General features: G+C 42.3%; 23 protein-coding genes, 1 tRNA gene and 2 rRNA genes (1 of these 26 running past the window's edge). 9 read left to right on the forward strand and 17 right to left on the reverse strand.

The genetic code is table 11. The annotated features are described in order from the left end of the window. Positions 1–69: 69 nt before the first annotated feature. The 3 genes from groL to GDK41_RS15150 all read right to left on the reverse strand — a co-directional run bounded on the left by groL (position 70) and on the right by GDK41_RS15150 (position 2,673). Entirely contained in the window at positions 70–1,716 is a 1,647-nt protein-coding gene (groL, locus tag GDK41_RS15140; protein WP_152087194.1) for a chaperonin GroEL, read from the reverse strand. A 50-nt stretch (positions 1,717–1,766) separates the two neighbouring features. Then, the gene (locus GDK41_RS15145; protein ID WP_070986334.1) at positions 1,767–2,054 is read right to left on the reverse strand and encodes a co-chaperone GroES; all 288 of its coding nucleotides are present in this window, start codon (positions 2,052–2,054) and stop codon (positions 1,767–1,769) included. Positions 2,055–2,169: 115 nt separating this feature from the next. Then, positions 2,170–2,673, reverse strand: a complete 504-nt coding sequence (locus tag GDK41_RS15150) for an FxsA family protein (RefSeq protein WP_152087195.1) — start codon at positions 2,671–2,673, stop codon at positions 2,170–2,172. 169 nt (positions 2,674–2,842) lie between these two features. Between GDK41_RS15150 and cutA the strand changes: the two genes are divergently transcribed. From cutA to GDK41_RS15180, 6 genes are all read left to right on the forward strand, one after another. After that, a complete protein-coding gene (cutA, locus tag GDK41_RS15155; protein ID WP_152087196.1) occupies positions 2,843–3,163 on the forward strand; it encodes a divalent-cation tolerance protein CutA in 321 nt (106 codons plus the stop codon). Next, a complete protein-coding gene (locus tag GDK41_RS15160; protein WP_152087197.1) occupies positions 3,163–4,965 on the forward strand; it encodes a protein-disulfide reductase DsbD in 1,803 nt (600 codons plus the stop codon). Before cutA ends, GDK41_RS15160 begins: the two co-directional genes overlap by 1 nt. 203 nt (positions 4,966–5,168) lie before the next feature. After that, positions 5,169–5,624, forward strand: coding sequence for a type II 3-dehydroquinate dehydratase (aroQ, locus tag GDK41_RS15165; RefSeq protein ID WP_152087198.1), 456 nt, complete (start codon positions 5,169–5,171; stop codon positions 5,622–5,624). 23 nt (positions 5,625–5,647) lie between these two features. Then, positions 5,648–6,103, forward strand: coding sequence for an acetyl-CoA carboxylase biotin carboxyl carrier protein (accB, locus tag GDK41_RS15170; protein WP_152087199.1), 456 nt, complete (start codon positions 5,648–5,650; stop codon positions 6,101–6,103). A 24-nt stretch (positions 6,104–6,127) separates the two neighbouring features. After that, positions 6,128–7,468, forward strand: a complete 1,341-nt coding sequence (accC, locus tag GDK41_RS15175; RefSeq protein ID WP_152087200.1) for an acetyl-CoA carboxylase biotin carboxylase subunit — start codon at positions 6,128–6,130, stop codon at positions 7,466–7,468. 199 nt (positions 7,469–7,667) lie between these two features. Next, positions 7,668–7,744: transfer RNA gene (locus GDK41_RS15180), tRNA-Ile, on the forward strand. Positions 7,745–7,902: 158 nt separating this feature from the next. Here the strand turns inward: GDK41_RS15180 and GDK41_RS15185 are convergent. Beyond that, positions 7,903–8,964 carry a DUF6765 family protein gene (locus GDK41_RS15185; RefSeq protein WP_152087201.1) on the reverse strand — a complete coding sequence of 354 codons (1,062 nt, stop codon included), beginning with the start codon at positions 8,962–8,964 and terminating at the stop codon, positions 7,903–7,905. A gap of 402 nt (positions 8,965–9,366) precedes the next feature. Between GDK41_RS15185 and GDK41_RS15190 the strand changes: the two genes are divergently transcribed. The 3 genes from GDK41_RS15190 (at position 9,367) to GDK41_RS15200 (ending at position 12,757) form a co-directional block, all read left to right on the forward strand. Next, positions 9,367–11,682: an EAL domain-containing protein gene (locus GDK41_RS15190; RefSeq protein WP_172971628.1), complete on the forward strand. Its 2,316-nt coding sequence runs from the start codon at positions 9,367–9,369 to the stop codon at positions 11,680–11,682. 102 nt (positions 11,683–11,784) lie between these two features. Further along, on the forward strand, positions 11,785–12,219 hold the full coding sequence (locus tag GDK41_RS15195; RefSeq protein ID WP_152087203.1) for a transcriptional repressor: 435 nt from the start codon (positions 11,785–11,787) through the stop codon (positions 12,217–12,219). 70 nt (positions 12,220–12,289) lie between these two features. Beyond that, positions 12,290–12,757, forward strand: a complete 468-nt coding sequence (locus GDK41_RS15200; protein ID WP_152087204.1) for a chemotaxis protein CheX — start codon at positions 12,290–12,292, stop codon at positions 12,755–12,757. Positions 12,758–12,760: 3 nt separating this feature from the next. Here the strand turns inward: GDK41_RS15200 and GDK41_RS15205 are convergent, their stop codons facing one another. The 13 genes from GDK41_RS15205 to GDK41_RS15265 form a co-directional block, all read right to left on the reverse strand. Next, on the reverse strand, positions 12,761–13,180 hold the full coding sequence (locus GDK41_RS15205) for a secondary thiamine-phosphate synthase enzyme YjbQ (RefSeq protein ID WP_152087205.1): 420 nt from the start codon (positions 13,178–13,180) through the stop codon (positions 12,761–12,763). Between the two features lie 45 nt (positions 13,181–13,225). Next, a complete protein-coding gene (gene alr, locus GDK41_RS15210; protein ID WP_152087206.1) occupies positions 13,226–14,311 on the reverse strand; it encodes an alanine racemase in 1,086 nt (361 codons plus the stop codon). Positions 14,312–14,322: 11 nt separating this feature from the next. Next, entirely contained in the window at positions 14,323–15,702 is a 1,380-nt protein-coding gene (gene dnaB, locus GDK41_RS15215; RefSeq protein ID WP_152087207.1) for a replicative DNA helicase, read from the reverse strand. A 128-nt stretch (positions 15,703–15,830) separates the two neighbouring features. Next, positions 15,831–16,772 carry a DUF4097 family beta strand repeat-containing protein gene (locus tag GDK41_RS15220; protein WP_152087208.1) on the reverse strand — a complete coding sequence of 314 codons (942 nt, stop codon included), beginning with the start codon at positions 16,770–16,772 and terminating at the stop codon, positions 15,831–15,833. A 9-nt stretch (positions 16,773–16,781) separates the two neighbouring features. Continuing rightward, positions 16,782–17,255 carry a hypothetical protein gene (locus tag GDK41_RS15225; protein WP_152087209.1) on the reverse strand — a complete coding sequence of 158 codons (474 nt, stop codon included), beginning with the start codon at positions 17,253–17,255 and terminating at the stop codon, positions 16,782–16,784. Beyond that, positions 17,248–17,808 (reverse strand): RNA polymerase sigma factor, encoded by a 561-nt coding sequence (locus GDK41_RS15230; protein WP_152087210.1) that lies wholly within the window; start codon positions 17,806–17,808, stop codon positions 17,248–17,250. The genes GDK41_RS15225 and GDK41_RS15230 overlap by 8 nt, the downstream gene beginning before the upstream one ends. 149 nt (positions 17,809–17,957) lie before the next feature. Beyond that, a complete protein-coding gene (locus tag GDK41_RS15235; RefSeq protein ID WP_172971629.1) occupies positions 17,958–19,724 on the reverse strand; it encodes a polymer-forming cytoskeletal protein in 1,767 nt (588 codons plus the stop codon). Next, positions 19,725–20,240 carry a PilW family protein gene (locus GDK41_RS15240; protein ID WP_152087212.1) on the reverse strand — a complete coding sequence of 172 codons (516 nt, stop codon included), beginning with the start codon at positions 20,238–20,240 and terminating at the stop codon, positions 19,725–19,727. Position 20,241: 1 nt separating this feature from the next. Next, a complete protein-coding gene (locus GDK41_RS15245; RefSeq protein ID WP_152087213.1) occupies positions 20,242–20,664 on the reverse strand; it encodes a type IV pilus modification PilV family protein in 423 nt (140 codons plus the stop codon). After that, positions 20,655–21,119: a pilus assembly FimT family protein gene (locus tag GDK41_RS15250; protein WP_152087214.1), complete on the reverse strand. Its 465-nt coding sequence runs from the start codon at positions 21,117–21,119 to the stop codon at positions 20,655–20,657. The genes GDK41_RS15245 and GDK41_RS15250 overlap by 10 nt, the downstream gene beginning before the upstream one ends. Further along, positions 21,106–21,510 carry a type IV pilin protein gene (locus GDK41_RS15255; protein ID WP_152087215.1) on the reverse strand — a complete coding sequence of 135 codons (405 nt, stop codon included), beginning with the start codon at positions 21,508–21,510 and terminating at the stop codon, positions 21,106–21,108. Before GDK41_RS15255 ends, GDK41_RS15250 begins: the two co-directional genes overlap by 14 nt. Positions 21,511–22,096: 586 nt before the next feature. Then, a 5S ribosomal RNA gene (rrf, locus tag GDK41_RS15260) occupies positions 22,097–22,211 on the reverse strand. Between the two features lie 191 nt (positions 22,212–22,402). After that, positions 22,403–23,407 (reverse strand): 23S ribosomal RNA (locus tag GDK41_RS15265); it runs 1,880 nt beyond the window's last position.

A 23,407-nucleotide genomic window follows, 5' to 3' on the forward strand; every position in this document is an offset into this window, starting at 1 on the left:
TCACACAATAAAGCAACAAAAAACCCGGCAATTGCCGGGTTTTTTGTAGCTAGACGCTGGAGGGGATGTTTACATCATGCCACCCATTCCACCCATGCCGCCCATACCGCCCATATCTGGTGCAGCTGGCTCATCTTTAGGTAGTTCAGCAACCATTGCTTCAGTAGTGATCATAAGACCTGCTACTGATGCTGCGTACTGTAGTGCAGAACGCGTTACTTTAGTTGGGTCAAGGATCCCCATTTCAATCATGTCGTTGTATTCACCGTTTGCCGCGTTGTAACCATAGTTACCTTCGCCTGCTTTAACGTTGTTTACAACTACTGATGCTTCGTCACCCGCATTTGATACGATTTGACGAAGAGGCGCTTCCATTGCACGAAGTGCTACTTTAATACCGTGGTTTTGGTCTTCGTTGTCACCTAATAGGTCAACAAGTTTGTTCGCTACACGTACTAGTGCAACACCACCACCTGGTACTACGCCTTCTTCAACCGCAGCGCGAGTTGCGTGTAATGCATCTTCTACGCGGTCTTTTTTCTCTTTCATTTCAACTTCAGTTGCTGCGCCAACTTTGATTACTGCAACACCACCAGCAAGTTTTGCCATGCGCTCTTGTAGTTTCTCTTTGTCGTAGTCTGAAGTTGCTTCTTCGATTTGTGCTTTAATTTGTGCAACACGGCCATCAATGCCTTCTTGCTCGCCAGCACCATCGATGATCGTTGTGTCGTCTTTAGTGATCACAACGCGCTTAGCTGTACCTAAGTCTTCAATTGTTGATTTCTCAAGCTCTAGGCCAATCTCTTCAGAGATAACTGTACCACCAGTTAGGATAGCGATGTCTTGTAGCATTGCTTTACGACGGTCGCCAAAACCAGGTGCTTTAACCGCAGCTACTTTTACAATGCCACGCATGTTGTTTACAACAAGTGTCGCAAGTGCTTCACCTTCAAGGTCTTCTGCAATGATTAGTAGTGGCTTGCTGGTTTTAGCAACCGCTTCTAATGTAGGCAGAAGTTCACGGATGTTAGAGATTTTCTTATCTACTAATAGGATATGTGGGTTATCTAGCTCAACCGCACCTTTTTCAGCGTTGTTGATGAAATAAGGTGATAGGTAACCGCGGTCAAACTGCATACCCTCAACAACGTCTAGTTCGTTTTCTAACGACTGACCTTCTTCAACCGTAATTACGCCTGACTCACGGCCTACTTTTTCCATTGCATTAGCAATGATCTCACCGATTTCTAAATCAGAGTTAGCAGAGATAGTACCTACTTGTGCGATTGCTTTGGTGTCAGCACATGGTACTGAAAGCGCTTTAAGTTCAGCAACTGCTGCGATTACTGCTTTGTCGATACCACGCTTAAGGTCCATCGGGTTCATACCCGCTGCAACCGCTTTTAAGCCTTCATTTACGATAGATTGTGCAAGTACTGTTGCTGTCGTTGTACCGTCACCCGCTGCATCGTTCGCTTTAGATGCAACTTCTTTAACCATTTGTGCGCCCATGTTCTCGAACTTGTCTTCAAGCTCAATTTCTTTTGCTACAGATACACCATCTTTGGTGATCACTGGTGCGCCAAATGATTTGTCTAAAACTACGTTACGACCTTTAGGGCCAAGCGTTACACGTACTGCGTTTGCTAAAATGTTTACACCCGCTAGCATCTTAGTGCGAGCATCATTTGCAAATAAAACTTCTTTTGCTGCCATTGTTAAAATTCCTATTTAAATTTGGTTAATTCGAAAAATGAAAAGTAGGATTAGCCTACAATGCCTAAAATGTTGTCTTCACGCATGATCAGGTACTCTTGACCTTCGATCTTTTCAGTTTTTTCAACATAAGAGCCAAATAGCACGGTATCGCCTGCTTTTACTTCTAGCGCTCTTACTTCACCATTGTCGAGTACGCGGCCATTACCTACAGCGATAACTTCACCACGAGTTGACTTTTCTGCGGCAGAGCCCGTTAAAACGATACCGCCAGCAGATTTTGTTTCTTCTTCAAGACGCTTGATGATTACGCGATCATGTAAAGGACGAATGTTCATTTGTTTTGTTCTCCTAACAGTTTCTGAACAACTACAGAAAAATTCTTTAAAACTTCAGTTGCCATCATTTATGGGGGTGGTGTTTTTAAAACCCAAGTAAAAAAATGAAAATTTTTTAATCTTTTCTTTGATACTCGCCTTCGATGGTATTTGATGGATGTTCTTTATTTTGGCTGTGCGTATCATCTGCATGTTCAAATGGATGAGCAGCACCACTGTGATGTGTAAATGTCGTGTGAGATTGAGACATACTCGATTGCATTTTTACTGTGACTTGTTTCATCAGTGCTTTTGCTAACTGCGCGCGGATCGCTGGGGTTAAAAGCATAAAGCCCAAGATGTCTGTCATGATCCCAGGCGTCATCAGTAACACACCCGCGATTATCACACATAGGCCAGCAAACAACTCCGTAGCAGGCATTTGTCCCTGCGCCATTTGACCTTGTACATTACTATAAGCACTTAGCCCTTGTTGCTTCACCAACTTTGCACCGAAAATTGCGGTTAAAATTACCAACGCTATCGTTGCTACACCACCAATAATGTCACTCACTTGAATAAGCAGTGCAATTTCAATGATGGGCACCACAATAAACAATACAAATAAAATACGAAACATACTTTCTCCTAAATCAATGAAACTTAAATATGGGTCATTCGGTCTCATTTCAAGCACTGAACACCACTAAAGCTACTCAGACTTATTTTGCTTTTATCTATAGACACTTGGGATGGCTATTAGTTTGGGCTACTATGGTGAAAGTTTATTCTTTGTGAAGGTATAGAGCATGGCTCCCCAGTACAAGTTAATTATGACCACTTGCGCAAACCAACAAGATGCAAACCAACTTGCAAAACAGCTCGTTGAGCTAAAACTTGCTGCTTGCGTGAATATTTTACCAACCGTTGAGTCTGTTTATATGTGGCAAGACGAAGTGGTACAGCAAACAGAAACCAAAATGTTTATAAAAACCAAATCAGAGAAATTAAACAAAGTGATTAACACGATTAAAGAGTTGCATAGCTACGAAGTACCCGAAATACAGGTACTTGATATCACTGGCGGCAACTTGGCTTTTTTCAATTGGATGGATGAGGTACTGAGTTAATGCGCACCCTGTTGTTTATTCTTTCGCTACTATGGTTATTACCCGCTCAAGCAAACAACGATATTCTTAACAGCCTTATCGCGCCAAAACAGGATACGTTTTTACCGGTTAACGAAGCTTTTAAATTTGATTTTGACCAACAAGGCAATATTTTATTCACTGGCTGGGATATTGCCCCTGGTTATTATCTTTATAAGAAAAAACTTGAGTTCATCGCCAAAGGGGCAGACATCAAAGTGCCTGAGTACGCGAAAGGCAAAGAGATTGAAGACGAGTTTTTTGGCAAAACCGAAGTGTATTTTGATTCATTTTCGGTTGTTTCTAAGCTGAGTGATATCAGTGATGGGTCCGTTGTAAAGATCCGCTATCAGGGCTGTGCAGAGGCAGGGCTATGTTACCCCCCTGAAGTGATCACCGTGCCACTATCAACGCTTGCGATGGTTAATGGCGCAAATGAGGCAAATACAGCAAGTAACGCTTTAACTGATACGGCTTCTAAAACATCTATCACAGACAACAAAGACTCTTCAGAGCCCTCTTTTACTGAACGCTTAGCGAGTCAAAGTTTACTCACCAATTTACTCATCTTCTTTATGGTCGGTGTGGGTTTGGCATTTACACCCTGTGTATTTCCAATGTTCCCTATTTTATCTAGCTTAATTGCCGGCCAGAAGGGTCTATCGACTAAAAAAGCCTTTACCTTATCGTTTGTATATGTGCAAGGCATGGCTGTCACCTATGCCCTACTCGGTTTAGTCGTGGCAGCATTAGGAGGCCAAGTTCAAGGCTACATACAACACCCAGCGGTACTGATCAGCTTTAGTTTATTGTTTGTTTTACTGGCGATGGCCATGTTCGGGTGGTATGAAATAAAGCTACCGAGTGGCGTGATGAATAAACTCACAGCAATCAGCAATCAACAAAAAGGCGGCAACTACTTAGGTGTATTTGCTATGGGGGTGCTCTCTGGTTTAATCGCATCGCCTTGTACTACAGCCCCTCTTTCAGCGGCTTTATTATATGTAGCCCAAAGTGGTGACTACTTTGTTGGTGGTATTACCTTATACGCATTAAGCCTAGGGATGGGGCTGCCGTTACTATTGCTTGGCACATCCGGCGGAAAACTGCTCCCCAAAGCGGGTGCTTGGATGGAGCAAGTAAAGATCCTCTTTGGCTTTATTATGCTTGTTGTACCGCTGATTTTACTAGAACGGATCCTCGATTTTGACATTATCTTATGGATGGCCAGTGGCCTGATGTTAGCCACTGCCCTGTACCTTCACCATTGGCAAAGTCAGCAAAGCACGAGCATATTCAAGTCACTGTTGTGGGGCATCGCATCGCTATTATTGGTTGCGTCATTGCTCGTTAGCAAACAGCTAATTTGGCCAGCTAAAACGATTAATATTACTCAGCAAGAACAAGGGGTGAAAAAGTTTCAGTTAGTTGAAGATTTAAGTGCGCTCAGAGCTGCAATTGATGAAGCCAATGATAATGGTCAAATTGCCATTGTAGATCTGTATGCTGAGTGGTGTGTAGCCTGTAAAGAGTTTGAAAAATACACATTTTTCGAGCCAGAGGTACAAGAGCAGTTTCAACACTATGCGCTATTAAAGCTAGATTTAACGCAAAATGATGAGAAAAGTATCGAAATCATGAAAGAGTTCAATGTTTTTGGTCTGCCCACTATGTTGTTTTTTGATAAACAAGGAAATGAGCTGCCAGATCTGCGAATTACAGGCTTTATGGGGCCTGCCCCCTTCTCTTCACACCTTAAAAAGGTACGTGAACTCGTAAAATAATCCCTATTTTGTGTACACTGGCTCTCTCTAGCCAGTGTATCACGTCTGATTAGACCAGTATTTTGCTGCTATTTACCTCGAAATATCTATAATGCACCTATAAAGTGAGAAAAAGTTGCTATTTTGGTTTAAAGCGCTTAATTTAAATACTATCTTATTTATAAACGCTTTGTTTATTTCAATTTTGGGGATTTTCACGGATTATGACCGCAAAGTTAAAGATTTTAGTCTTAAATGGGCCAAACCTTAATATGCTCGGCCGTCGTGAGCCTCAAACCTATGGCACTCTAACGCTTGATGAGCTAATAACCTCACTGGATGAGCAAGCTCAACAACTCGGTGCGACCCTCTCACATCTGCAAAGTAATAGCGAAGCAGAACTTATCAACGCAATTCACGATGCGTGGCAAAAGATCGACGCCATCATCATTAATCCCGCAGCGTTTACGCACACGAGCGTAGCACTGCGCGATGCGCTGCTAAGTGTGAATATACCTTTTTATGAAGTGCATATTAGCAACGTGTATGCACGGGAACCCTTTCGCCATAAGTCTTATTTTTCTGATGTGGCGCAAGGAGTTATATGCGGATTAGGCGCAATGGGCTATCAAGCTGCACTACAAGCAGCTATAAGCACATTGCACAACAAAATTAACTAAAATTAACTAACAGGCGGGTCATTATGGATATTCGCAAGATTAAAAAACTTATCGAATTAGTAGAAGAATCAGGTATTGCTGAGCTAGAGATCACCGAAGGTGAAGAATCAGTACGTATTAATCGTTACAGCAATGCACCAGTTGTAGCACAGCCTCAGCATTATGCAGCACCAGCTCCAGCGGCTCCTGCACCTGCGGCGGCTCCTGCAGCACCAACGGCAGAATCAGCGCCTGCTGCGCCTACAGGCCACCAAGTGCTTTCACCAATGGTTGGAACTTTTTATTCAGCCGCTTCTCCAGAAGCACCTGCATATGTTGAAGTTGGTTCAAAAGTAAACATAGGCGACACGCTATGTATCGTTGAAGCTATGAAAATGATGAACCAAATTGAAGCCGACAAAGCGGGTGTGGTTAAAGCAATTCTTGTTGAAAATGGTGAACCAGTTGAGTTCGACCAACCACTATTCATCATCGAATAATCACGCAATAAGAAGGCAAACGCTATGTTAGATAAAGTAGTCATTGCGAACCGAGGTGAAATAGCACTTCGCGTATTGCGTGCCTGCAAGGAGCTTGGGATCAAAACGGTAGCAGTTCACTCAACTGCTGACCGCGATCTTAAGCACGTACTTCTTGCGGACGAAACCATCTGTATCGGCAGACCTGCCGCATCTGAAAGTTACTTGGATATTCCGCGCATCATTGCTGCGGCGGAAGTAACTGATGCTGTAGCAATTCACCCAGGTTACGGATTCTTATCAGAAAATGCTGACTTTGCAGATCAAGTTGAACAAAGTGGCTTCATTTTTATCGGCCCTCGTGGTGACACTATTCGTCTAATGGGTGATAAAGTGTCTGCAATTGAAGCCATGCGTAAAGCGGGTGTACCTTGCGTACCTGGCTCTGATGGCCCTCTAACCGAAGACAATGATCGCAATGTTCAAATCGCAAAGCGCATTGGTTATCCAGTGATCATCAAAGCGGCAGGCGGCGGCGGTGGTCGTGGTATGCGCGTTGTTCGCAGCGAAGCTGAGTTGGTTAATTCAATCGCATTAACCCAACAAGAAGCGAAGCAATTCTTTGGCAATGGCATGGTTTACATGGAAAAATTCCTAGAGAACCCACGTCATATCGAAGTGCAAGTATTAGCTGATGGTCAAGGTAACGCTATTCACTTAGGTGAACGTGACTGTTCAATGCAACGTCGTCACCAAAAAGTTGTTGAAGAAGCACCTGCGCCGGGTATCACAGCCGAGATGCGTAAGTTCATTGGTGATCGCTGTACCCGTGCTTGTATCGAAATCGGCTACCGTGGCGCTGGCACATTTGAATTCTTATACGAAAACGGCGAGTTCTATTTCATTGAAATGAACACCCGTATTCAGGTTGAGCACCCTGTAACAGAAATGGTTACCGGCGTTGACTTAATCAAAGAGCAGTTAAAGATTGCCGCAGGTCAGCCTTTGTCGATTACACAAGATGATGTCGTGATCCGTGGTCACGCAATTGAATGTCGTATCAATGCTGAAGACCCTGAGAGCTTTATACCGTCTCCTGGTAAAATCACCCGCTTCCACCCAGCCGGTGGCTTGGGTATTCGCTGGGACAGCCATATTTATGCTGATTACACCGTACCACCTCATTACGACTCAATGATTGGTAAGCTGATCACCTACGGTGAAAACCGTGATGTGGCTATTGCGCGTGCACGTAACGCGTTAAACGAGCTGGTAATCGATGGCATTAAAACTAACACGCCGCTGCATAAAAGAATTTTAGCGGACGAAAACTTCCAAAGTGGTGGTACTAACATTCACTACTTAGAGAAAAAGTTAGGTTTATAAGCAATTTAAAAAAGCCGACCCTAGTCGGCTTTTTGTTGTATCCATTTTTAAAACATGTAATTTTGGTCTAAATTTAATCATTTGATTTATAGATAGTTAAATTTATGGCATTTGCTAGTGACAAGGCTTTTAAAAGTTTTTATACTGCAACCCGCTTATGAGGATATAGAAAGTTACTTTCGTATTCTGCTTCAAGTATGGCCCCTTAGCTCAGTTGGTTAGAGCACACGACTCATAATCGTTAGGTCCCCAGTTCAAGTCTGGGAGGGGCCACCATTTTTCTCTTCATCCCTAATATTAAAAGCTCCCTGTATTAAACATCATGCTCAAAGTTAGTTGTATGCCGCATGCCACAACCTATACTCTCGTATTAGCTATGTTTCTCGTAACAGAGATTTACTGTTGGCACCACACGCATGCGATGCCAGTTTAGCTTAACCGACACAAATACCGTAACGTGGCAATATAATATCCACAATGTTTAAGCGATGCTGTTTGGCGCCATCATGAAACAGCTTCCAATCTGAGCTTAAAAACTCACGACTAAATTTATATTTATCTTCATCCCCATTAACCAATTCTGTCCCTAACGCTTTATGTTTCCAAGAGCCGACCCCTTTGGCAATATAAGATGGCTGAAAAGCGCCAACACCAAACTCACCTTTACCAATCATCTCTAGCCATAATGCAAGGCGCGTTTCACCACAGTCCATTTTAAAACTGTTGTAACAATGCATTATTTTTTCTTTTATTGGTTGCGCTAATCCCAAAGTAGGATGACCTAAATACAGTTGATAAACTTTACAAAGCTCATCGGCCGCTTCTAGAAAATCAATTGGGTTGTTACGCTCTACGTGCTCGCCCAATCCATTCGTGTAACTCCAGTGCTGATGTGGTAAATCAGGGTTAGACAACGCTTGCCCATGCCCAAGACTTGGAATATCGTCTTGAACAATGTTTTTGAAATAATTGGCGACTCTTTCCCTCCAATGAGTATCAATTTTACCATTATGATCTTTGATATGTCTGACCTTGTTTATTGGATGGTCAACACCAGCAAACCCTTGATGACCCCACGTATCGATAAAAACATGAGACGTGATCCCAAGCAGATGCAAAGCATAAGGCCTATGACGGTTTGCAATACATTCATTAACCATATCTTTTGCAACGTAAGAGTTAGGCTTACATTCGAGCTTTCGAATAAAGCTACCCGATGGATTGCGCCCTGCTGGTAATCCAGCATTACCTGGTAAAAAGTGAAATGGTATCCAAACCAACTGATTTTTAAGACTATGCAGGTTTCGATAATCCAACATTTTATGTGCTGTCGTCATACGTGAATACGTCGCACCATTATCAAACCTGATACACCCTTGATTAGTGGCATCATCAACGTACTGCGAAGCATGTGCAATAATGTTCGCTTGTTGGTTACTAAAGCCTGCTGCTCGCGCGACCACCCAAGTCATTCCAAAATGAAGATCTATTTGCATAATTTTCCTTTTAACCATTGGTAAAAGCGTACTTCAAAAGGCCTAAAGCATTCCGATACCACATTGAATTAGTTCGACTTAAAAAACGATTATCACTGCAATGAGACAAACCACCAAGGTCATATCTCGTTTCTTTTGTTACAATCGCGCTCAAAGTGCATTGTTTTAGGTATTTTAGTCTAGACTTGTTAGGTGACTGCAAAAAGTTGGCTGTGTTTGCTGTTAAAAACAGCTAACATTCATTTCAGAGCTCATGAAACCTAAATGATTAAACCGCTATACTCTATTAACATTAAATTTTGGCTCAGCATGCTAGCCACTCTCATTTTTTTAATGTTTTCGCTCCTTATAGCAATTTACACCTACAATGCGCACTTAGAAACTTTAATAGAAAGTAGCCGCATGTCTTTAAATAGAGAGCTTCCAGCACTCGCGGCAGAGATAGAACAAGAACAAGCAAATAACCACTTCGAAAATACCCAGTTTGCTATTAATACTAAAATGGCCAGTGCCAATTATCAAACCATTGTAGCGATAGACCACACAGGTTTGATCATCGCATCTTCTCATAGCAGCTCAGTTGGCTTGAGCTATCTAGGTCTAGACCTAGGCCTAGACCTACCAATACCTAAAGAAATATTCGAACAAATGCAAAGCGCTGAATATGCAACGTTGCGCTTTAATGAACAGCGTTATTTCTTTGATGCTTACCACCCATTGCCACAGCACAACAAAAGTAACGGATTGCTCTACGTGCGCTATAGTATTGCGCTGGAAGTGCAAAATTTAGTTGATCTAGCGCTTAGCAAGAGTGCCTTAATTGCGTTGAGCCTATTGAGCTTACTCTTATTTGTTGCTCTTTTTGTATATTTTTTCATTCATAAACCCATTAACCACCTAATCGACATTGGACAACACCTACAGCAATTACAACTGAGTTATAGAGTAAATATTCGAGGTCAAGGAGAGCTAAAATTATTAGCCGACAGTTTCAACAAAATGGCTGACAGTTTAGAGGAAAAAATAGCTTCACAAAAAGCAGCCGAGCAATTAGCACTATCTAAACACAACCTGCTAGAAAGCATTTTTAAAGCACTACCAGACTTATTTTTTGTAATAGACGAAAAAGGCAAAGTGATAGAGTTTCATAGCGGTAACGATAACGCGCTATTCAGCAACCAAAAAGATCTCATTGGATGTACTATTACCGAACTACTACCAGAATCAGCCTCTAGACACATTAAACGCGCTATATTTGATACAAAAACCAGCGAGCAGCTCGTCTGTGTGGAATATCCTTTAACCGTCAATAAGCAGAGCAACTTTTTTGAAGCTCGTATCTCTAGAATGCCACTCACTGATAATATAGTCATTGTTGTCAGAGATATAACGCAAAGAAAACGACAAGAAGAGATGATATTTCATCATGCTTTTTTTGATACGTTAACAAATTTGCCCAACAGGTTCCTCGTTATGGAACGGCTCACACAGCAGATAAAAGAAGCTATTCGTAGTAAAACTCTGATAGCGGTAATGTTCATTGATTTAGACGACTTCAAAAAAGTGAATGATTCTCTCGGGCATGAAATTGGTGATAAGTTACTCATAGCGTCAGCAAAGCGACTACAAAACACACTACGATTAGAAGATACCGTAGCCCGCTTAGGGGGGGATGAGTTTGTTATTTTATTAGGGAATTTACGCGACCCACTGGATGTACAACCTATCGCAGCCAATATTGTAAGAAAATTCCACACGCCGCTCAAAATAGATAAACGTGAATTTAGTATTTCATTGAGCTTAGGGGTTGCGCTTTACCCACATGATGGTGACACACCCAGTGAGCTACTGCGAAAAGCAGACTCTGCAATGTACCACTCAAAGCAACAAGGGCGAAATACCTTTTCTTTTTTTACGGAACAAATGAGCCAAGATTTAACACGTCGCCTGCAACTAGAGGAGCATTTGCGACATGCGTTACGCTTAGGCGAATTTGAAGTCCACTATCAACCACAGTTCAATATTGTGACCAATGAACTGATTGGTGCTGAAGCCCTTCTTAGATGGCACAATAGTTCCCTGGGGAATGTCCCCCCTAGCGAGTTTATTCCATTGGCAGAAAGTAACGGAGAGATCGTTGAAATTGGTCGGTTCGTCTTAAAAACTGCTATAGAGCAAGCCAAAGAGTGGTTTAACAAACTAAATAGGCCTTTTAAAATAGCAGTGAACCTATCTCCTAGACAATTTAAAGACCACAACCTAATTAACGATATTAAGCATTATATTGAACAAGCAAATATTCCCGCATCACTGTTGGAGTTAGAGATCACTGAAGGCGTATTACTATCGGGAGACGAATGCGTTAAGACTGCCCTAAAAAGCCTACATCAACTGGGTTTAGTTATTTCTATGGATGACTTTGGCACAGGTTACTCGTCACTTAATTATCTGCGACAATATCCCTTTGATATATTGAAGATAGACCAAAGTTTTGTCTGCGACTTATTAAAAAGCCAAGAAGCAAGTGAGTTAGTTAAATCGATTATTACTATGTCACACAGCCTAGGCCTTAAAGTGGTTGCCGAAGGTATTGAGACACTTGCCCAACTTAAAACATTAGAACAATATCAATGTGATATTGGCCAGGGTTTTTTGCTGGGTAAACCAATGCCAAGTAAAGACTTTGAAAATTGGATTGGGTTACCACATTTAGAGTAATACCTGTACTCCTCTTCAGCTTTTGAAAATAACTGACTATGACCCTAAGACTATTAAAAAGAATATGTTAGTATCTCAGAGCAAGAGCAAGGGTTTAGAATAATGAACGTAGAGTTACTGATCAGCAAAGCAAAACAAGTTTGTGACAATCGCGGCGCAAGATTTACGCCTATCCGCGAAAAAGTATTTCGTCTTCTAGCAAGTAAACAAGGTGGCGTTGGAGCATATGACTTGTTAGAAGAGCTAAAAGTAACTGAAGCTGCAGCCAAACCAGCAACAATTTATAGAGCATTAGACTTTTTAGCTGAACTTGGTTTCATACATAAAATCGAAAGTACTAATTCATTTATGTTATGCCAACATTTTGATCATATTCATCCTGTACAACTTTTGATTTGTGATAAGTGTGGCAACGTTGAAGAGTTACACTCTAGTGCAATTTCTCATGAATTAAACAATTTAGCGGCAGAGCGAGGTTTCATTGTTAGCGCACAAACAATTGAAGCCCATGGTAGATGTGAAAAGTGTAGAGACTAGGTGCATAAGGTCAAAAACCGCACTACACTAAAATACTGTCTCTAAAATAATATGTAATTAAGGAAGTCATATGAAGGTAGAGTTTATCAACCCTTTTTTATCGTCTTTAATCAATGTATTGGCAACTATGGCGCAAACGGAGTTAACGCCTGGGAAACCAAAAATCAAAAAAGGGGAGGTTGCCCAAGGTGACGTCTCTGGGTTAATTGGCATGGTGGGACCACAAACTAAAGGTTCTTTTTCAATTACGTTCGACGAAAGCTTAGCCATCGCAATTATGGAAAGAATGCTAGGAGAGCGTCCCGATAGTATTAATGAAGAAGTGACCGATATGGTGGGTGAAATAACCAATATGGTAACAGGTGGAGCTAAGAACTTGTTAGGAGAAAAAGGCTATGAGTTTGAAATGGCCACACCAATCGTTGTATCAGGCAAGAATCACACGATTACACACCTATGCGAAGGCGCTAAAATCATTATGCCCTTCACATCACCAGATGGTAACGCCAATATCGAAGTAAGCTTTGATACCTTATAGGAGTCACTCTCCTTGTAAGGTAGCAACAATAGTGCGCGCCGAAGCATGATCTCGGTGCTCACATAAATAAAGCCCTTGCCATGTTCCTAAAGCGAGCCTGCCATTATGAATGGGGATACTTTGGCTAGCACCTATTAACGTCGACTTTATGTGAGCTGGCATATCATCAGGTCCCTCATAGGTATGAACATAGTAAGGCGCCCCTTCTGGAGCCAACACATTAAAGTGACTTTCTAAATCCTGCCTAACTGATGGGTCGGCATTTTCATTTATCGCCAAAGAAGCTGAAGTGTGCTGGATAAACACATGTAGTAGCCCGACATGAAGATTTTTCATCTCAGGCAGCTGCTTTTCCACCTCATCGGTTATCAGATGAAAGCCTCTGCTACGCGCACTAAGAGTAATTACTTTTTGAGACCACATTTATCGTATCCACGCTTATTTAATGATTTAACATCAGTTACCTAGCTATTTCGCGTTCAAATACTCATAACTGACTCGAGGTGTTACATTGCACAACAGTTCATAAGGGATTGTACCTGCGTGCTTAGCCACTTCTTCAACCGGTAAGTTTGGCCCCCACATTTCAACTTCATCCCCGATCTGTACATTAGCTTGGTTATCACCGATATCTACAGTGATCATATCCATTGACACACTACCGACAATACTAAAACGCTGACCTTTTATGATCACAGGCGTTCCACTCGTTGCATGACGCGGATAACCATCACCATACCCCATTGCCACCACAGCAAGCATGATATCTTTGCTACTTTGCCAACGTCCCCCATAACCTACTGGTTCATTGGCTGGTAAGCGTCGTATAGCAATCACTTTGGTCGTCAGTTTCATGACTGGTTGCAAACCATGCTCACGCCCCACCTGATCCACCATAGGAGAAACACCATACAACATCAACCCAGGCCTGATCCAATCACCGTGACTTTTTGGCCAACCGATAATCCCAGCAGAATTGGCTAAGCAAATTTGCTCTTGCTTACTGTCAACCAGATGAGAAAAAGTATCAATCTGCTGTGAAGTTTTAGGGTTTTGTTGATCATCTGCACACGAAAAATGCGTCATGAGATGAATATGTGATTTCACATTCGCAGAGCTTTTTAATCTATTGTAGAAGAGCTCTAGCTCTTGTGGCTCAATGCCTAAACGATGCATACCTGTATCGACTTTGAGCCATACCGCGATAGGTGCATCTAACTGAGCTTGTTCTAATGCAATAAGCTGAGCTTCGTTATGGATCACGGCTTGAAAGTTGTTGGCTAACAAAATAGGAATATCGCCAGCATTAAAAAATCCCTCTAAAAGTACAATGGGATTAGTTAGTCCACCCGCACGAAGTGCTAAAGCTTCATCTATTCTTGCAACCGCGAATGCATCAGCACCTTGCAAATGTTGTGCAATGGTAACTAAGCCATGACCATATGCGTTGGCCTTTAATACAGCCATAACCTTTGTGTTGGGTGCAATTGACTTTATACAACGTAAGTTATGTGTTAAAGCAGATAGGTCTATTTCCGCCGCCGCTAATTTCATGCGCGACTCTCCTAGTAATCATCGTCTACCGCAGGACCTGCGTAATTATCAAATCGTGAGTATTGCCCTTGGAACGTTAACCTAACCTTACCAATCGGACCATTACGCTGTTTACCAATGATAATTTCTGCAACGCCTTTATCGGGACTGTCTTCGTTGTATACCTCATCACGATAGATAAACATAATTAAGTCGGCGTCCTGCTCAATTGACCCTGACTCACGTAAGTCTGAGTTAACAGGGCGTTTATCTGCGCGCTGTTCAAGGGTACGGTTTAACTGAGATAGTGCAATGACTGGACACTGAAGCTCTTTGGCGAGCGCTTTAAGTGAACGTGAGATCTCCGCAATTTCTAACGTCCGATTGTCTGACAAGCTAGGTACACGCATAAGCTGCAAATAATCCACCATGATCATGCTGATCCCGCCATGATCACGAGCAATACGGCGTGCACGTGAACGCACGTCTGTTGGAGTCAAACCCGAGGCATCATCAATGTACATCTTGCCTTTTTCCATCAGTAAGCCCATGGTAGAAGACAATCTTGCCCAATCATCATCATCGAGTTGCCCTGTTCTTACTTTGGTCTGGTTGATCCGACCAAGAGAAGCTAGCATCCTCATCATGATCTGCTCGGAGGGCATCTCTAGGGAGTAAATCAGCACAGGCTTATCTTGTGTCATCGCAGCATGCTCTGCCAAGTTCATCGCAAATGTGGTCTTACCCATTGAAGGACGCGCGGCGACGATAATCAAATCTGAGGGCTGCAAACCTGCAGTCATTTTATCTAAGTCTGAATACCCTGAGCTCACTCCGGTAACACCATCTTGTGGAGACTGGTACAACTCCTCAATCTTATCGACTGTTCTTTCTAAAATGCTGTGCAGGTTTTGTGGACCTTCGGTACTTTTGGTACGTTGCTCCGCGATTTTGAAAACTTTACTCTCAGCAAGATCGAGTAAATCATGGCTATCTCTACCTTCAGGGTTAAAACCCGCTTCGGCAATTTCATTTGCAACAGAGATCATTTCACGGACAACCGCCCGCTCACGCACAATGTTGGCATAGGCATCAATGTTTGCCGCACTTGGCGTATTTTTGGCAATTTCAGCTAAGTAAGCAAAGCCACCCACATTAGCTAGCTGGTTGTTCTTTTCTAACGTTTCAGAAATGGTGATAAGATCGATAGGATTACCAGTTTCCACCAGTTTTTCCATTGCTTCAAATATCAACTTATGTGTGCGCGTATAAAAATCTTGCGCTACCACAAGCTCAGCGACTCGATCGAATGCTTGATTATCTAACATCAAGCCACCTAATACCGACTGCTCAGCTTCAATGGAGTGTGGGGGAACTTTTAGTGTGTCAACTTGAAGATCTGGTTTTGCCATAACACTGCATAATTTGGAATTCAGAGGACTATTTTATCTGTTCACACAATAAGTGCAATGCTATATACCCAGCACAGTGAAATTAGAAAAGGCGCCATCATTGTAATTGTGATGGCGCTACAGGGAGGTTAGTTCTTTTTCAATTCAATACGCCCGCTGACGGTATTTATTTCAATATCTGCATCACCCTCTTTTAATACAAACTCAAGCTCTCTCGAAGGTCCCCATTTAGCTTTTTTCATTTCATGATCACTGAGTTCATTCTTAACTTTACCGCCGGCATGCATATCAATATCAAAACGTGCTGAAATATCTACAGGCAAATACAAACGAACATCACCACTGACGGTTTCCATACTTATATTTGCATTCGTCATCAGTTTTTTAACTCGAACATCGATTTCACCGTTAACCGTATTGAGCTGCAAATCAGCCAATTCATTGATACGTAAGTCTACTTCGCCATTCACATTTTCTAAGCGCACGTCTTGTGCATTGGTATCACTTTTAATATCTCCGTTCACAGCATCTAGCTTGAGCTTTCCATCTGAGTCTCTGTCGTTGATTTCACCGTTAACCGTTTCATAATGAATATTGCCACTTAACCTAGAGCCATCGATATCACCATTAATAGTTTGTAGAGATATTTTTCCTTTAAGATCATCAACCCTAATATCGCCTTTAACCGTCTTAATATAGGTGCCGCCATACAGCTGACTGGCATTAATATCAACACTCACCCCCTCAAAGTTCAACTCACTATTTTTAGGCATATGAATAGTCAGTCTTGAACCATCGCTGCTATTTTTCCAACCTTTATATTGCTTAGGCATATGAACAATAAACTCAGTTACCGAACCTTTGGTTTCGAGCTTATAACCTTTTGCCTTTTCATCCAGTGTACCCGTAACCTTAAAACTCTCTTCATCCCAAGTTTTAATCGTGATATCACCACGTTGATTTTCTATCACTATTTTTCCACTTGTGGGGACTTTAATCAGTTCGTCGATTTGCTCTGATGCAAAACCCACCACTGGTAGCAATGCTAGCCCTACTATTACTGCTTTCATATTACGCTCCTAAATTTGTTGCCAACGAGGTTCATGCACCTTGTTTATTAAATCCAATTGTTGTTGATATACCTGAGCCAGCATTTTCAATAATGCTGCATTTTCCGGGTCATTTTGCAGCGCAACTTTAACGGCTTGCTCTGCACTTTCTAATTCTTGAAGCTGCTCCTGCCAATTTGCAGTCAGCGCAGGTTGAGATTCATACTGCACCAATAAACTTTGCTTTTGCTGCTCAAAAAAAGCGCTCATATCTGTCATGGTGTTTTGTTGGGGTTGTTTTATCACAACTTGCCAAGCTAGCAACCCAGCTACCATACACGCCGCTACCCCCGTCACTTTTGGCCAGTAACTTGATTGCGAATACGAATGGCTCTGTGATACCAAAGCTCGTTCAATACCAGGCCATAGATCTCTCTTAGGTTCTATATCCTTGGTTTGTTCGAGCGACTCTTTTAAAAACTGCTCAAAATCAGGTTTATTCATTGTTGTACCACTCCTGCAATAACTGACGAGCACGATGATATTGTGACTTACTAGACCCCACGGCCATGTTTAACATAGAGGCAATCTCTTCATGCCGGTATCCCTCTACAGCATGCAAAACAAACACGAGTCTGGCACGCTCTGGTAAACGAACAACTAACTTATCTAGGCCATTTAACCCTTCACACATGTTACTTGTTTGCTCATCCATCCCACTGCCTTCAATACTAACCACTTTGTGTAACCAGTTTTTATGCTTACGCAAGTAACTTATGGCTATATTGCTGGTAACACTGTGTAGCCATGTTGAAAACTGTGATTGCCCTTGGAATTGAGATATTTTGTTCCATAACTGCACAAACACCTCTTGGGTTACATCTTCAGCATACTCAGGCGATGCTAACAATCTAAGACAAAGGCCATAAACTCGTTTTTCGTGCGCTCTATAAAGCTGTTCAAAGGCTTTTTGATCGCCCTGCTGAACTTTTAAAATCAACTCATCAATTGGCTTTTTATCTTTGTGTGACAATGCCTGATTGGCATCTATTAACATGTTATCTTCCCTTTATCTTGGTAAAGCTAGCTTGATATAAATACCATGTGCTTTCAAGTTACTAAGTTAGACGTCAGGAAGGTTTGAAAAGGTTTAAACGAAAGGAATTTTTTTAAATAAAAAAGCCCTTCAACGTGAAGGGCTCTTGGTTACTCTTGTTCTTCTTTAACAACTTCAGGTAGTCGGTAATACCACCTATCAAATGTCAGCGTAGGTTTATTCAAGCCCCCACCGCTACCACTACCTTGGCCAACTCCATAGTCAATACTCTTCAAAGCTTCGTCAAAGTGGTAATCTGCATTGCCTATTCCGCTAATAAATGAGCCTATAATACTGCCATATATACTACCGTTGCCTTGTATGCTTATAGTCGCAAGGGGAGCATAAACGACCGCATACATATCACTGTTACCGCTTAAAGACACCGACTCCCCAGCTTTAGATGAATAAATGTTAAATGCGCCATGGCCACTAGTGGCTACACCATGCTGTTCAGCAAAACCATTACCGCTGCCACTAAGTGATACGTTACCCGTGACAAATATACTCAATGAACTTCCCGCCTTAATGGTCATTGATGATCCACCTGCAAGAGTAAAGTCGCCATCTACCAAAAAGATAACATCACCACCTTGAATAACCACATTACCATTGCTGCCCACATCAAAACCTTTCATCGTAAATACATACTCGTTTGAGGTAACATCTTCCGTTAGGTCGGCGTATTGCTGGGTAAGGTTATCAAAAACATAAACCTCACTTTGTGATGCAGGTATTAAGGTTGGTGCACCTTTGGTTTTTCCGCTATTCCCTTGTAACTTTTCATAGACCAATAACTGCGGTGAGAAGGTATATAAGTCATTAGCCGCTACAGAGTAGTAAGGGTAACTATTGCTATTGCCTATAACCTCAGACATATTGTCAACAATGGCAAGCGGATCACACTCTGCGGAGCCTAACCCTGGTGCCTCAAATGGCGCTATTTGAGGGTTCACGTTAAATCGGCTTGCCGAATAATGGATTCCATTTTGATAAAACTCGCTACCGTCAGGAAAGGTACCCGTGCCACCATATTGAATGTCAAAACTATCATTATTTTGGTTAGTAATCGTGGCCCCCCACTTCATTAGGGCATTACCATTAGCACGGACATAACCAGAAATTTCACCACCTAAATGCTCAATGTTACCTACTGTTAAAACATTACCATCCACTCGCATACCATTGCCTGGTGATATCTCAACGCTACCATTTGCGGTTACGTTACCATATACATGTGAAGAACCGAGCAAATACACTGAGCCGGCTGCATTTACATCTCCTTTAATAATCGAATGCCCTTTTAACGTAACATCACCGTTAACACTAGAAGTTGTAATTACTGCATTACCAGATTTGGTCTGCTCATAAGTACCAACTGAAGAGTCATAACTGTCTATTAATCCGCTACCTTGCAAGTAAACACCTGTACAACCAGCTAATAAACTGTCGTTTACTGGCGTCGTTGACCCTTTGGTAAACTTATAATAAGCAATTATTTTGTCATTGGAGTCACCACTATATCGCTCCCCCGAACTAGTAATTACAATGAGACTCTCGTCGCTGGGGTGTGCTGCTACAGTAACATCATATTTCAAGTCATCACCTAACTCGCCACCACCGGTGTAAACTCCCTGTGTAGCGATTAGCTCATCACGAGTTAAAAGTGGGGACAGAACTAATTCGTCTCTTAAGCGTTGCGCAACAATATAAATACCCTTTTCAGATAGAAAACGTGCATTCATACTTTTTTGAAAGTTACCTGTTAGTCGCTCTTGAACTAACGTTTCTTTCATCGCGCCAAACACGACTACACCTGCCATTGTGCTCAACAGCAAGACCTTAACAAGTGTGAAACCTTTTTGCTTTTTCATCATTTACCTCATAATTACCCTAGTAGCAGCTAGGCTAATGACGATGCCATTTGCAAACTGTGTTGGTACATTGACAGGCGTAACAGTGACATCAATGAGACGTCCGCTACGACTACTACTAAATTGTAAAGCCTCTACTCCCCGCAACAGGTTTAAAGCGCCTAAACTCTCTCCAGTCACATTATTCAAAATATCGCAAGTAAGATAGTTATTACTTAAAGTATAGACCTCTTTGTATTCAATGGTAGGTACACTGCCTTGACAAGATGGACTATTTGCATTTTGTTTCACTTCTAGGGATACACCGTTTCCTGTGATGACTGGTGATTCATAAGTTTGCTTAATACTTCGCGATAAAATTTGATTTGTGTAACGTATCACTTCTTGTGCATTCGCTAACTGCCGAGTTGTAAGTACCGTATTTTTTATCGCTGAATACGACATAGCTATTCCGGCCAGTAAGAATGAACCTACTGTTAATGCAACCATCAACTCAATTAATGAAAACCCTCTTTGCATATCAGGTCCTCGTACAAGTTGATAACAAAGTCATAAAAGTGGCGTTCAGTGTGACTTGGTTTGCCCCATCGATATCTTCATTCATACGCTCATCAATCCAACTTACTGTGATAACCATCTCATTTTCATAAGCCTCGGGCACTTCCACAGAGAATTTGTTACGTAACTCCAGCGAAGGTAATAACCAGTCTCTGAACGTTTCATCTTGAAATAATGCTGGATTATCGTACTGGATGACACATAAACGTGACCAAACCCTTTCCATCGCATTTTGTCCTTGCACTAATGAAACGGTATAGTCAAAGCTGTTCGTTGCATACTGCAAAGCTCTCAACTGTGTTGCAGCCAAGCCTAACAAAGCAATGCTTGCAATGAGTAGAGAAACCATAACCTCAACGAGGGAAAACCCTTTATCTATTCGCAATTACTTTCCGCCTTATCAACCCAACTTTGCCCGCTTTTTAGAACACAAAACCTGTAATCAGCCGTACTCGTATCGTCATCAGTCACTAGCATATTTACAGCTTGGTCTAGTTCACCTGTTGAGCTGATAGTGCGATCTTCAAACCCTATTTTTATAGATGGATCCGTTGCAGAGAACTGGTTAACCGTCACCAACACCCCATTCTCTCGAGATTTTAATAACCAAGAAGAATTTTCTTTAATCAGTTGTACGCTTTTTGATTGCTTTACGGCCTCACTGCGCGAGTATTTATAAAAAGCACTCAAAAGATTTACATTATTGGTCAACCGATCTTGTTTAATTTGCGTTACAAATGAAGGCATTGCTATTAACGCTAAAATAGAAATGATTCCTAACGCTACAACAAGCTCAATCAAAGAAAAACCGTTCTGACTCACTTCGCTACCAGCAGTCATTAGCATCAGCTCCCTGAGTACCGATATGATTAATCGTCAGCGCACCACAGCGATCCGAAACTTGTATACTGCCGCTCTTAGGAGACGCAGTTAGTAAAAACTCTCTACTGGTAAAATTCGCACCACCATTGGGCTTATTCTTATGCTCATACTTAAAAGTATAGTTTTCCAACGTTGGTATTGCTTCAAATTTATCACTATCTGGATACCCACCATTTCTGGAATACAAACGCTCAAGAATGACTGCTGTTTTTAATAGCTCTTGCTGTGCTTCGGAGCGAACGCCATCACGTACAGCCTCTAAATATGAGGGGTAAGCTAGAACACCAATTATAGAAACAATCGCCGCAGCAATTAACAATTCCAATAATGAAAAGCCTTTATTTTTCATATTCAATTTACCCAAATTAAAGACAGCGCTGTCAACTGATATCTACAAGATTGTACCAGCTTATTTAATAATACTTAATTATTATAATTTGTACATCCTACATATTTCTTTAAAGTTAGCAGAAAGTATATAACGCGAAGATACTCTTTATAAAATACAAGGGCGATGCAAAGTATCATAATACCAATTGGTATAAAAACATCGGGTAGTGCCGCGCTTATCACAACCTACAAACTCCAAACGCAAAAAAGCCCGACTCTTTCGAATCGGGCTTTCTTTTTGTTATGTGCTTGGTTCGCTACGAAGTAGGATGTTCTACATCCGTAGTGGCTACTCCGTAGTGGCTACTTTCACATGGTAGCTGCCACACTATCATCGACCGAGGCCGACCCTTCGGCTACAGTGCAAAAGTTTAATAACACAGCGCGAAGCGATGACATTCCTTTTGCGCAAGGTAAAATGGGCCAGTTTGTCGAATGCCAATGAGCTCACCTCAAATGTTGGATGGCGCTGCGCTTATCAAAACCTATAAACCCCAAACGCAAAAAAGCCCGACTCTTTCGAATCGGGCTTTCTCTAATTAGGTGCTTGGCGATGTTCTACTTTCACATGGCAGCTGCCACACTATCATCGACGCTGTTTCGTTTCACTTCTGAGTTCGGCATGGGGTCAGGTGGTTCCAAAACGCTATGTTCACCAAGCAAATTCTTAGTGCAAATGTTTAATGACATCGTGCATCGCACGAGCATTCCATTTGCGCAAGGTGAATCAATTTCGCGATACCGCTTCGTCGCTCACCTTGTTTAATTCTTAAATTCGGAAATTCTGATAATTCGTAAAACACTACTCTAGTAATACTAACTTCTAACGTGCAAAACCACTTTGGCGTTGTATGGTTAAGCCTCACGGGTAATTAGTACTGGTTAGCTTAACATGTCACCATGCTTCCACACCCAGCCTATCAACGTTGTAGTCTTCAACGGCCCTTCAGTTAACTTAAAGTTAAAGTGAGAACTCATCTCGAGGCTCGCTTCCCGCTTAGATGCTTTCAGCGGTTATCGATTCCGAACGTAGCTACCGGGCAATGCAATTGGCATCACAACCCGAACACCAGCGGTTCGTCCACTCCGGTCCTCTCGTACTAGGAGCAGCCCCTCTCAATTCTCAAACGCCCACGGCAGATAGGGACCGAACTGTCTCACGACGTTCTAAACCCAGCTCGCGTACCACTTTAAATGGCGAACAGCCATACCCTTGGGACCGACTTCAGCCCCAGGATGTGATGAGCCGACATCGAGGTGCCAAACACCGCCGTCGATATGAACTCTTGGGCGGTATCAGCCTGTTATCCCCGGAGTACCTTTTATCCGTTGAGCGATGGCCCTTCCATTCAGAACCACCGGATCACTATGACCTACTTTCGTACCTGCTCGACGTGTCTGTCTCGCAGTTAAGCTGGCTTCTACCATTACACTAACCGTACGATGTCCGACCGTACTTAGCCAACCTTCGTGCTCCTCCGTTACTCTTTGGGAGGAGACCGCCCCAGTCAAACTACCCACCAGGCACTGTCCTCAATCCCGATAAGGGACCTAAGTTAGAACATCAACACTACAAGGGTGGTATTTCAAGGTCGGCTCCACACAAACTAGCGTCTGTGCTTCAAAGCCTCCCACCTATCCTACACATGTAGGGTCAATGTTCAGTGCCAAGCTGTAGTAAAGGTTCACGGGGTCTTTCCGTCTAGCCGCGGGTACACAGCATCTTCACTGCGATTTCAATTTCACTGAGTCTCGGGTGGAGACAGCGTGGCCATGGTTACACCATTCGTGCAGGTCGGAACTTACCCGACAAGGAATTTCGCTACCTTAGGACCGTTATAGTTACGGCCGCCGTT

Origin of the sequence: Pseudoalteromonas sp. A25 (assembly GCF_009176705.1) — a bacterium.
In the GTDB taxonomy this organism is placed as follows: domain Bacteria; phylum Pseudomonadota; class Gammaproteobacteria; order Enterobacterales; family Alteromonadaceae; genus Pseudoalteromonas.

Excerpts from the sequence above, each read along its gene's own strand:
- groL (WP_152087194.1), bottom strand. The coding sequence starts at position 1,716 with ATGGCAGCAAAAGAAGTTTTATTTGCAAATGATGCTCGCACTAAGATG.
- GDK41_RS15145 (WP_070986334.1), bottom strand. The coding sequence starts at position 2,054 with ATGAACATTCGTCCTTTACATGATCGCGTAATCATCAAGCGTCTTGAA.
- GDK41_RS15150 (WP_152087195.1), bottom strand. The coding sequence starts at position 2,673 with ATGTTTCGTATTTTATTTGTATTGTTTATTGTGGTGCCCATCATTGAA.
- cutA (WP_152087196.1), top strand. The coding sequence starts at position 2,843 with ATGGCTCCCCAGTACAAGTTAATTATGACCACTTGCGCAAACCAACAA.
- GDK41_RS15160 (WP_152087197.1), top strand. The coding sequence starts at position 3,163 with ATGCGCACCCTGTTGTTTATTCTTTCGCTACTATGGTTATTACCCGCT.
- aroQ (WP_152087198.1), top strand. The coding sequence starts at position 5,169 with ATGACCGCAAAGTTAAAGATTTTAGTCTTAAATGGGCCAAACCTTAAT.
- accB (WP_152087199.1), top strand. The coding sequence starts at position 5,648 with ATGGATATTCGCAAGATTAAAAAACTTATCGAATTAGTAGAAGAATCA.
- accC (WP_152087200.1), top strand. The coding sequence starts at position 6,128 with ATGTTAGATAAAGTAGTCATTGCGAACCGAGGTGAAATAGCACTTCGC.
- GDK41_RS15185 (WP_152087201.1), bottom strand. The coding sequence starts at position 8,964 with ATGCAAATAGATCTTCATTTTGGAATGACTTGGGTGGTCGCGCGAGCA.
- GDK41_RS15190 (WP_172971628.1), top strand. The coding sequence starts at position 9,367 with ATGTCTTTAAATAGAGAGCTTCCAGCACTCGCGGCAGAGATAGAACAA.
- GDK41_RS15195 (WP_152087203.1), top strand. The coding sequence starts at position 11,785 with ATGAACGTAGAGTTACTGATCAGCAAAGCAAAACAAGTTTGTGACAAT.
- GDK41_RS15200 (WP_152087204.1), top strand. The coding sequence starts at position 12,290 with ATGAAGGTAGAGTTTATCAACCCTTTTTTATCGTCTTTAATCAATGTA.
- GDK41_RS15205 (WP_152087205.1), bottom strand. The coding sequence starts at position 13,180 with ATGTGGTCTCAAAAAGTAATTACTCTTAGTGCGCGTAGCAGAGGCTTT.
- alr (WP_152087206.1), bottom strand. The coding sequence starts at position 14,311 with ATGAAATTAGCGGCGGCGGAAATAGACCTATCTGCTTTAACACATAAC.
- dnaB (WP_152087207.1), bottom strand. The coding sequence starts at position 15,702 with ATGGCAAAACCAGATCTTCAAGTTGACACACTAAAAGTTCCCCCACAC.
- GDK41_RS15220 (WP_152087208.1), bottom strand. The coding sequence starts at position 16,772 with ATGAAAGCAGTAATAGTAGGGCTAGCATTGCTACCAGTGGTGGGTTTT.
- GDK41_RS15225 (WP_152087209.1), bottom strand. The coding sequence starts at position 17,255 with ATGAATAAACCTGATTTTGAGCAGTTTTTAAAAGAGTCGCTCGAACAA.
- GDK41_RS15230 (WP_152087210.1), bottom strand. The coding sequence starts at position 17,808 with ATGTTAATAGATGCCAATCAGGCATTGTCACACAAAGATAAAAAGCCA.
- GDK41_RS15235 (WP_172971629.1), bottom strand. The coding sequence starts at position 19,724 with ATGATGAAAAAGCAAAAAGGTTTCACACTTGTTAAGGTCTTGCTGTTG.
- GDK41_RS15240 (WP_152087212.1), bottom strand. The coding sequence starts at position 20,240 with ATGCAAAGAGGGTTTTCATTAATTGAGTTGATGGTTGCATTAACAGTA.
- GDK41_RS15250 (WP_152087214.1), bottom strand. The coding sequence starts at position 21,119 with ATGACTGCTGGTAGCGAAGTGAGTCAGAACGGTTTTTCTTTGATTGAG.
- GDK41_RS15255 (WP_152087215.1), bottom strand. The coding sequence starts at position 21,510 with ATGAAAAATAAAGGCTTTTCATTATTGGAATTGTTAATTGCTGCGGCG.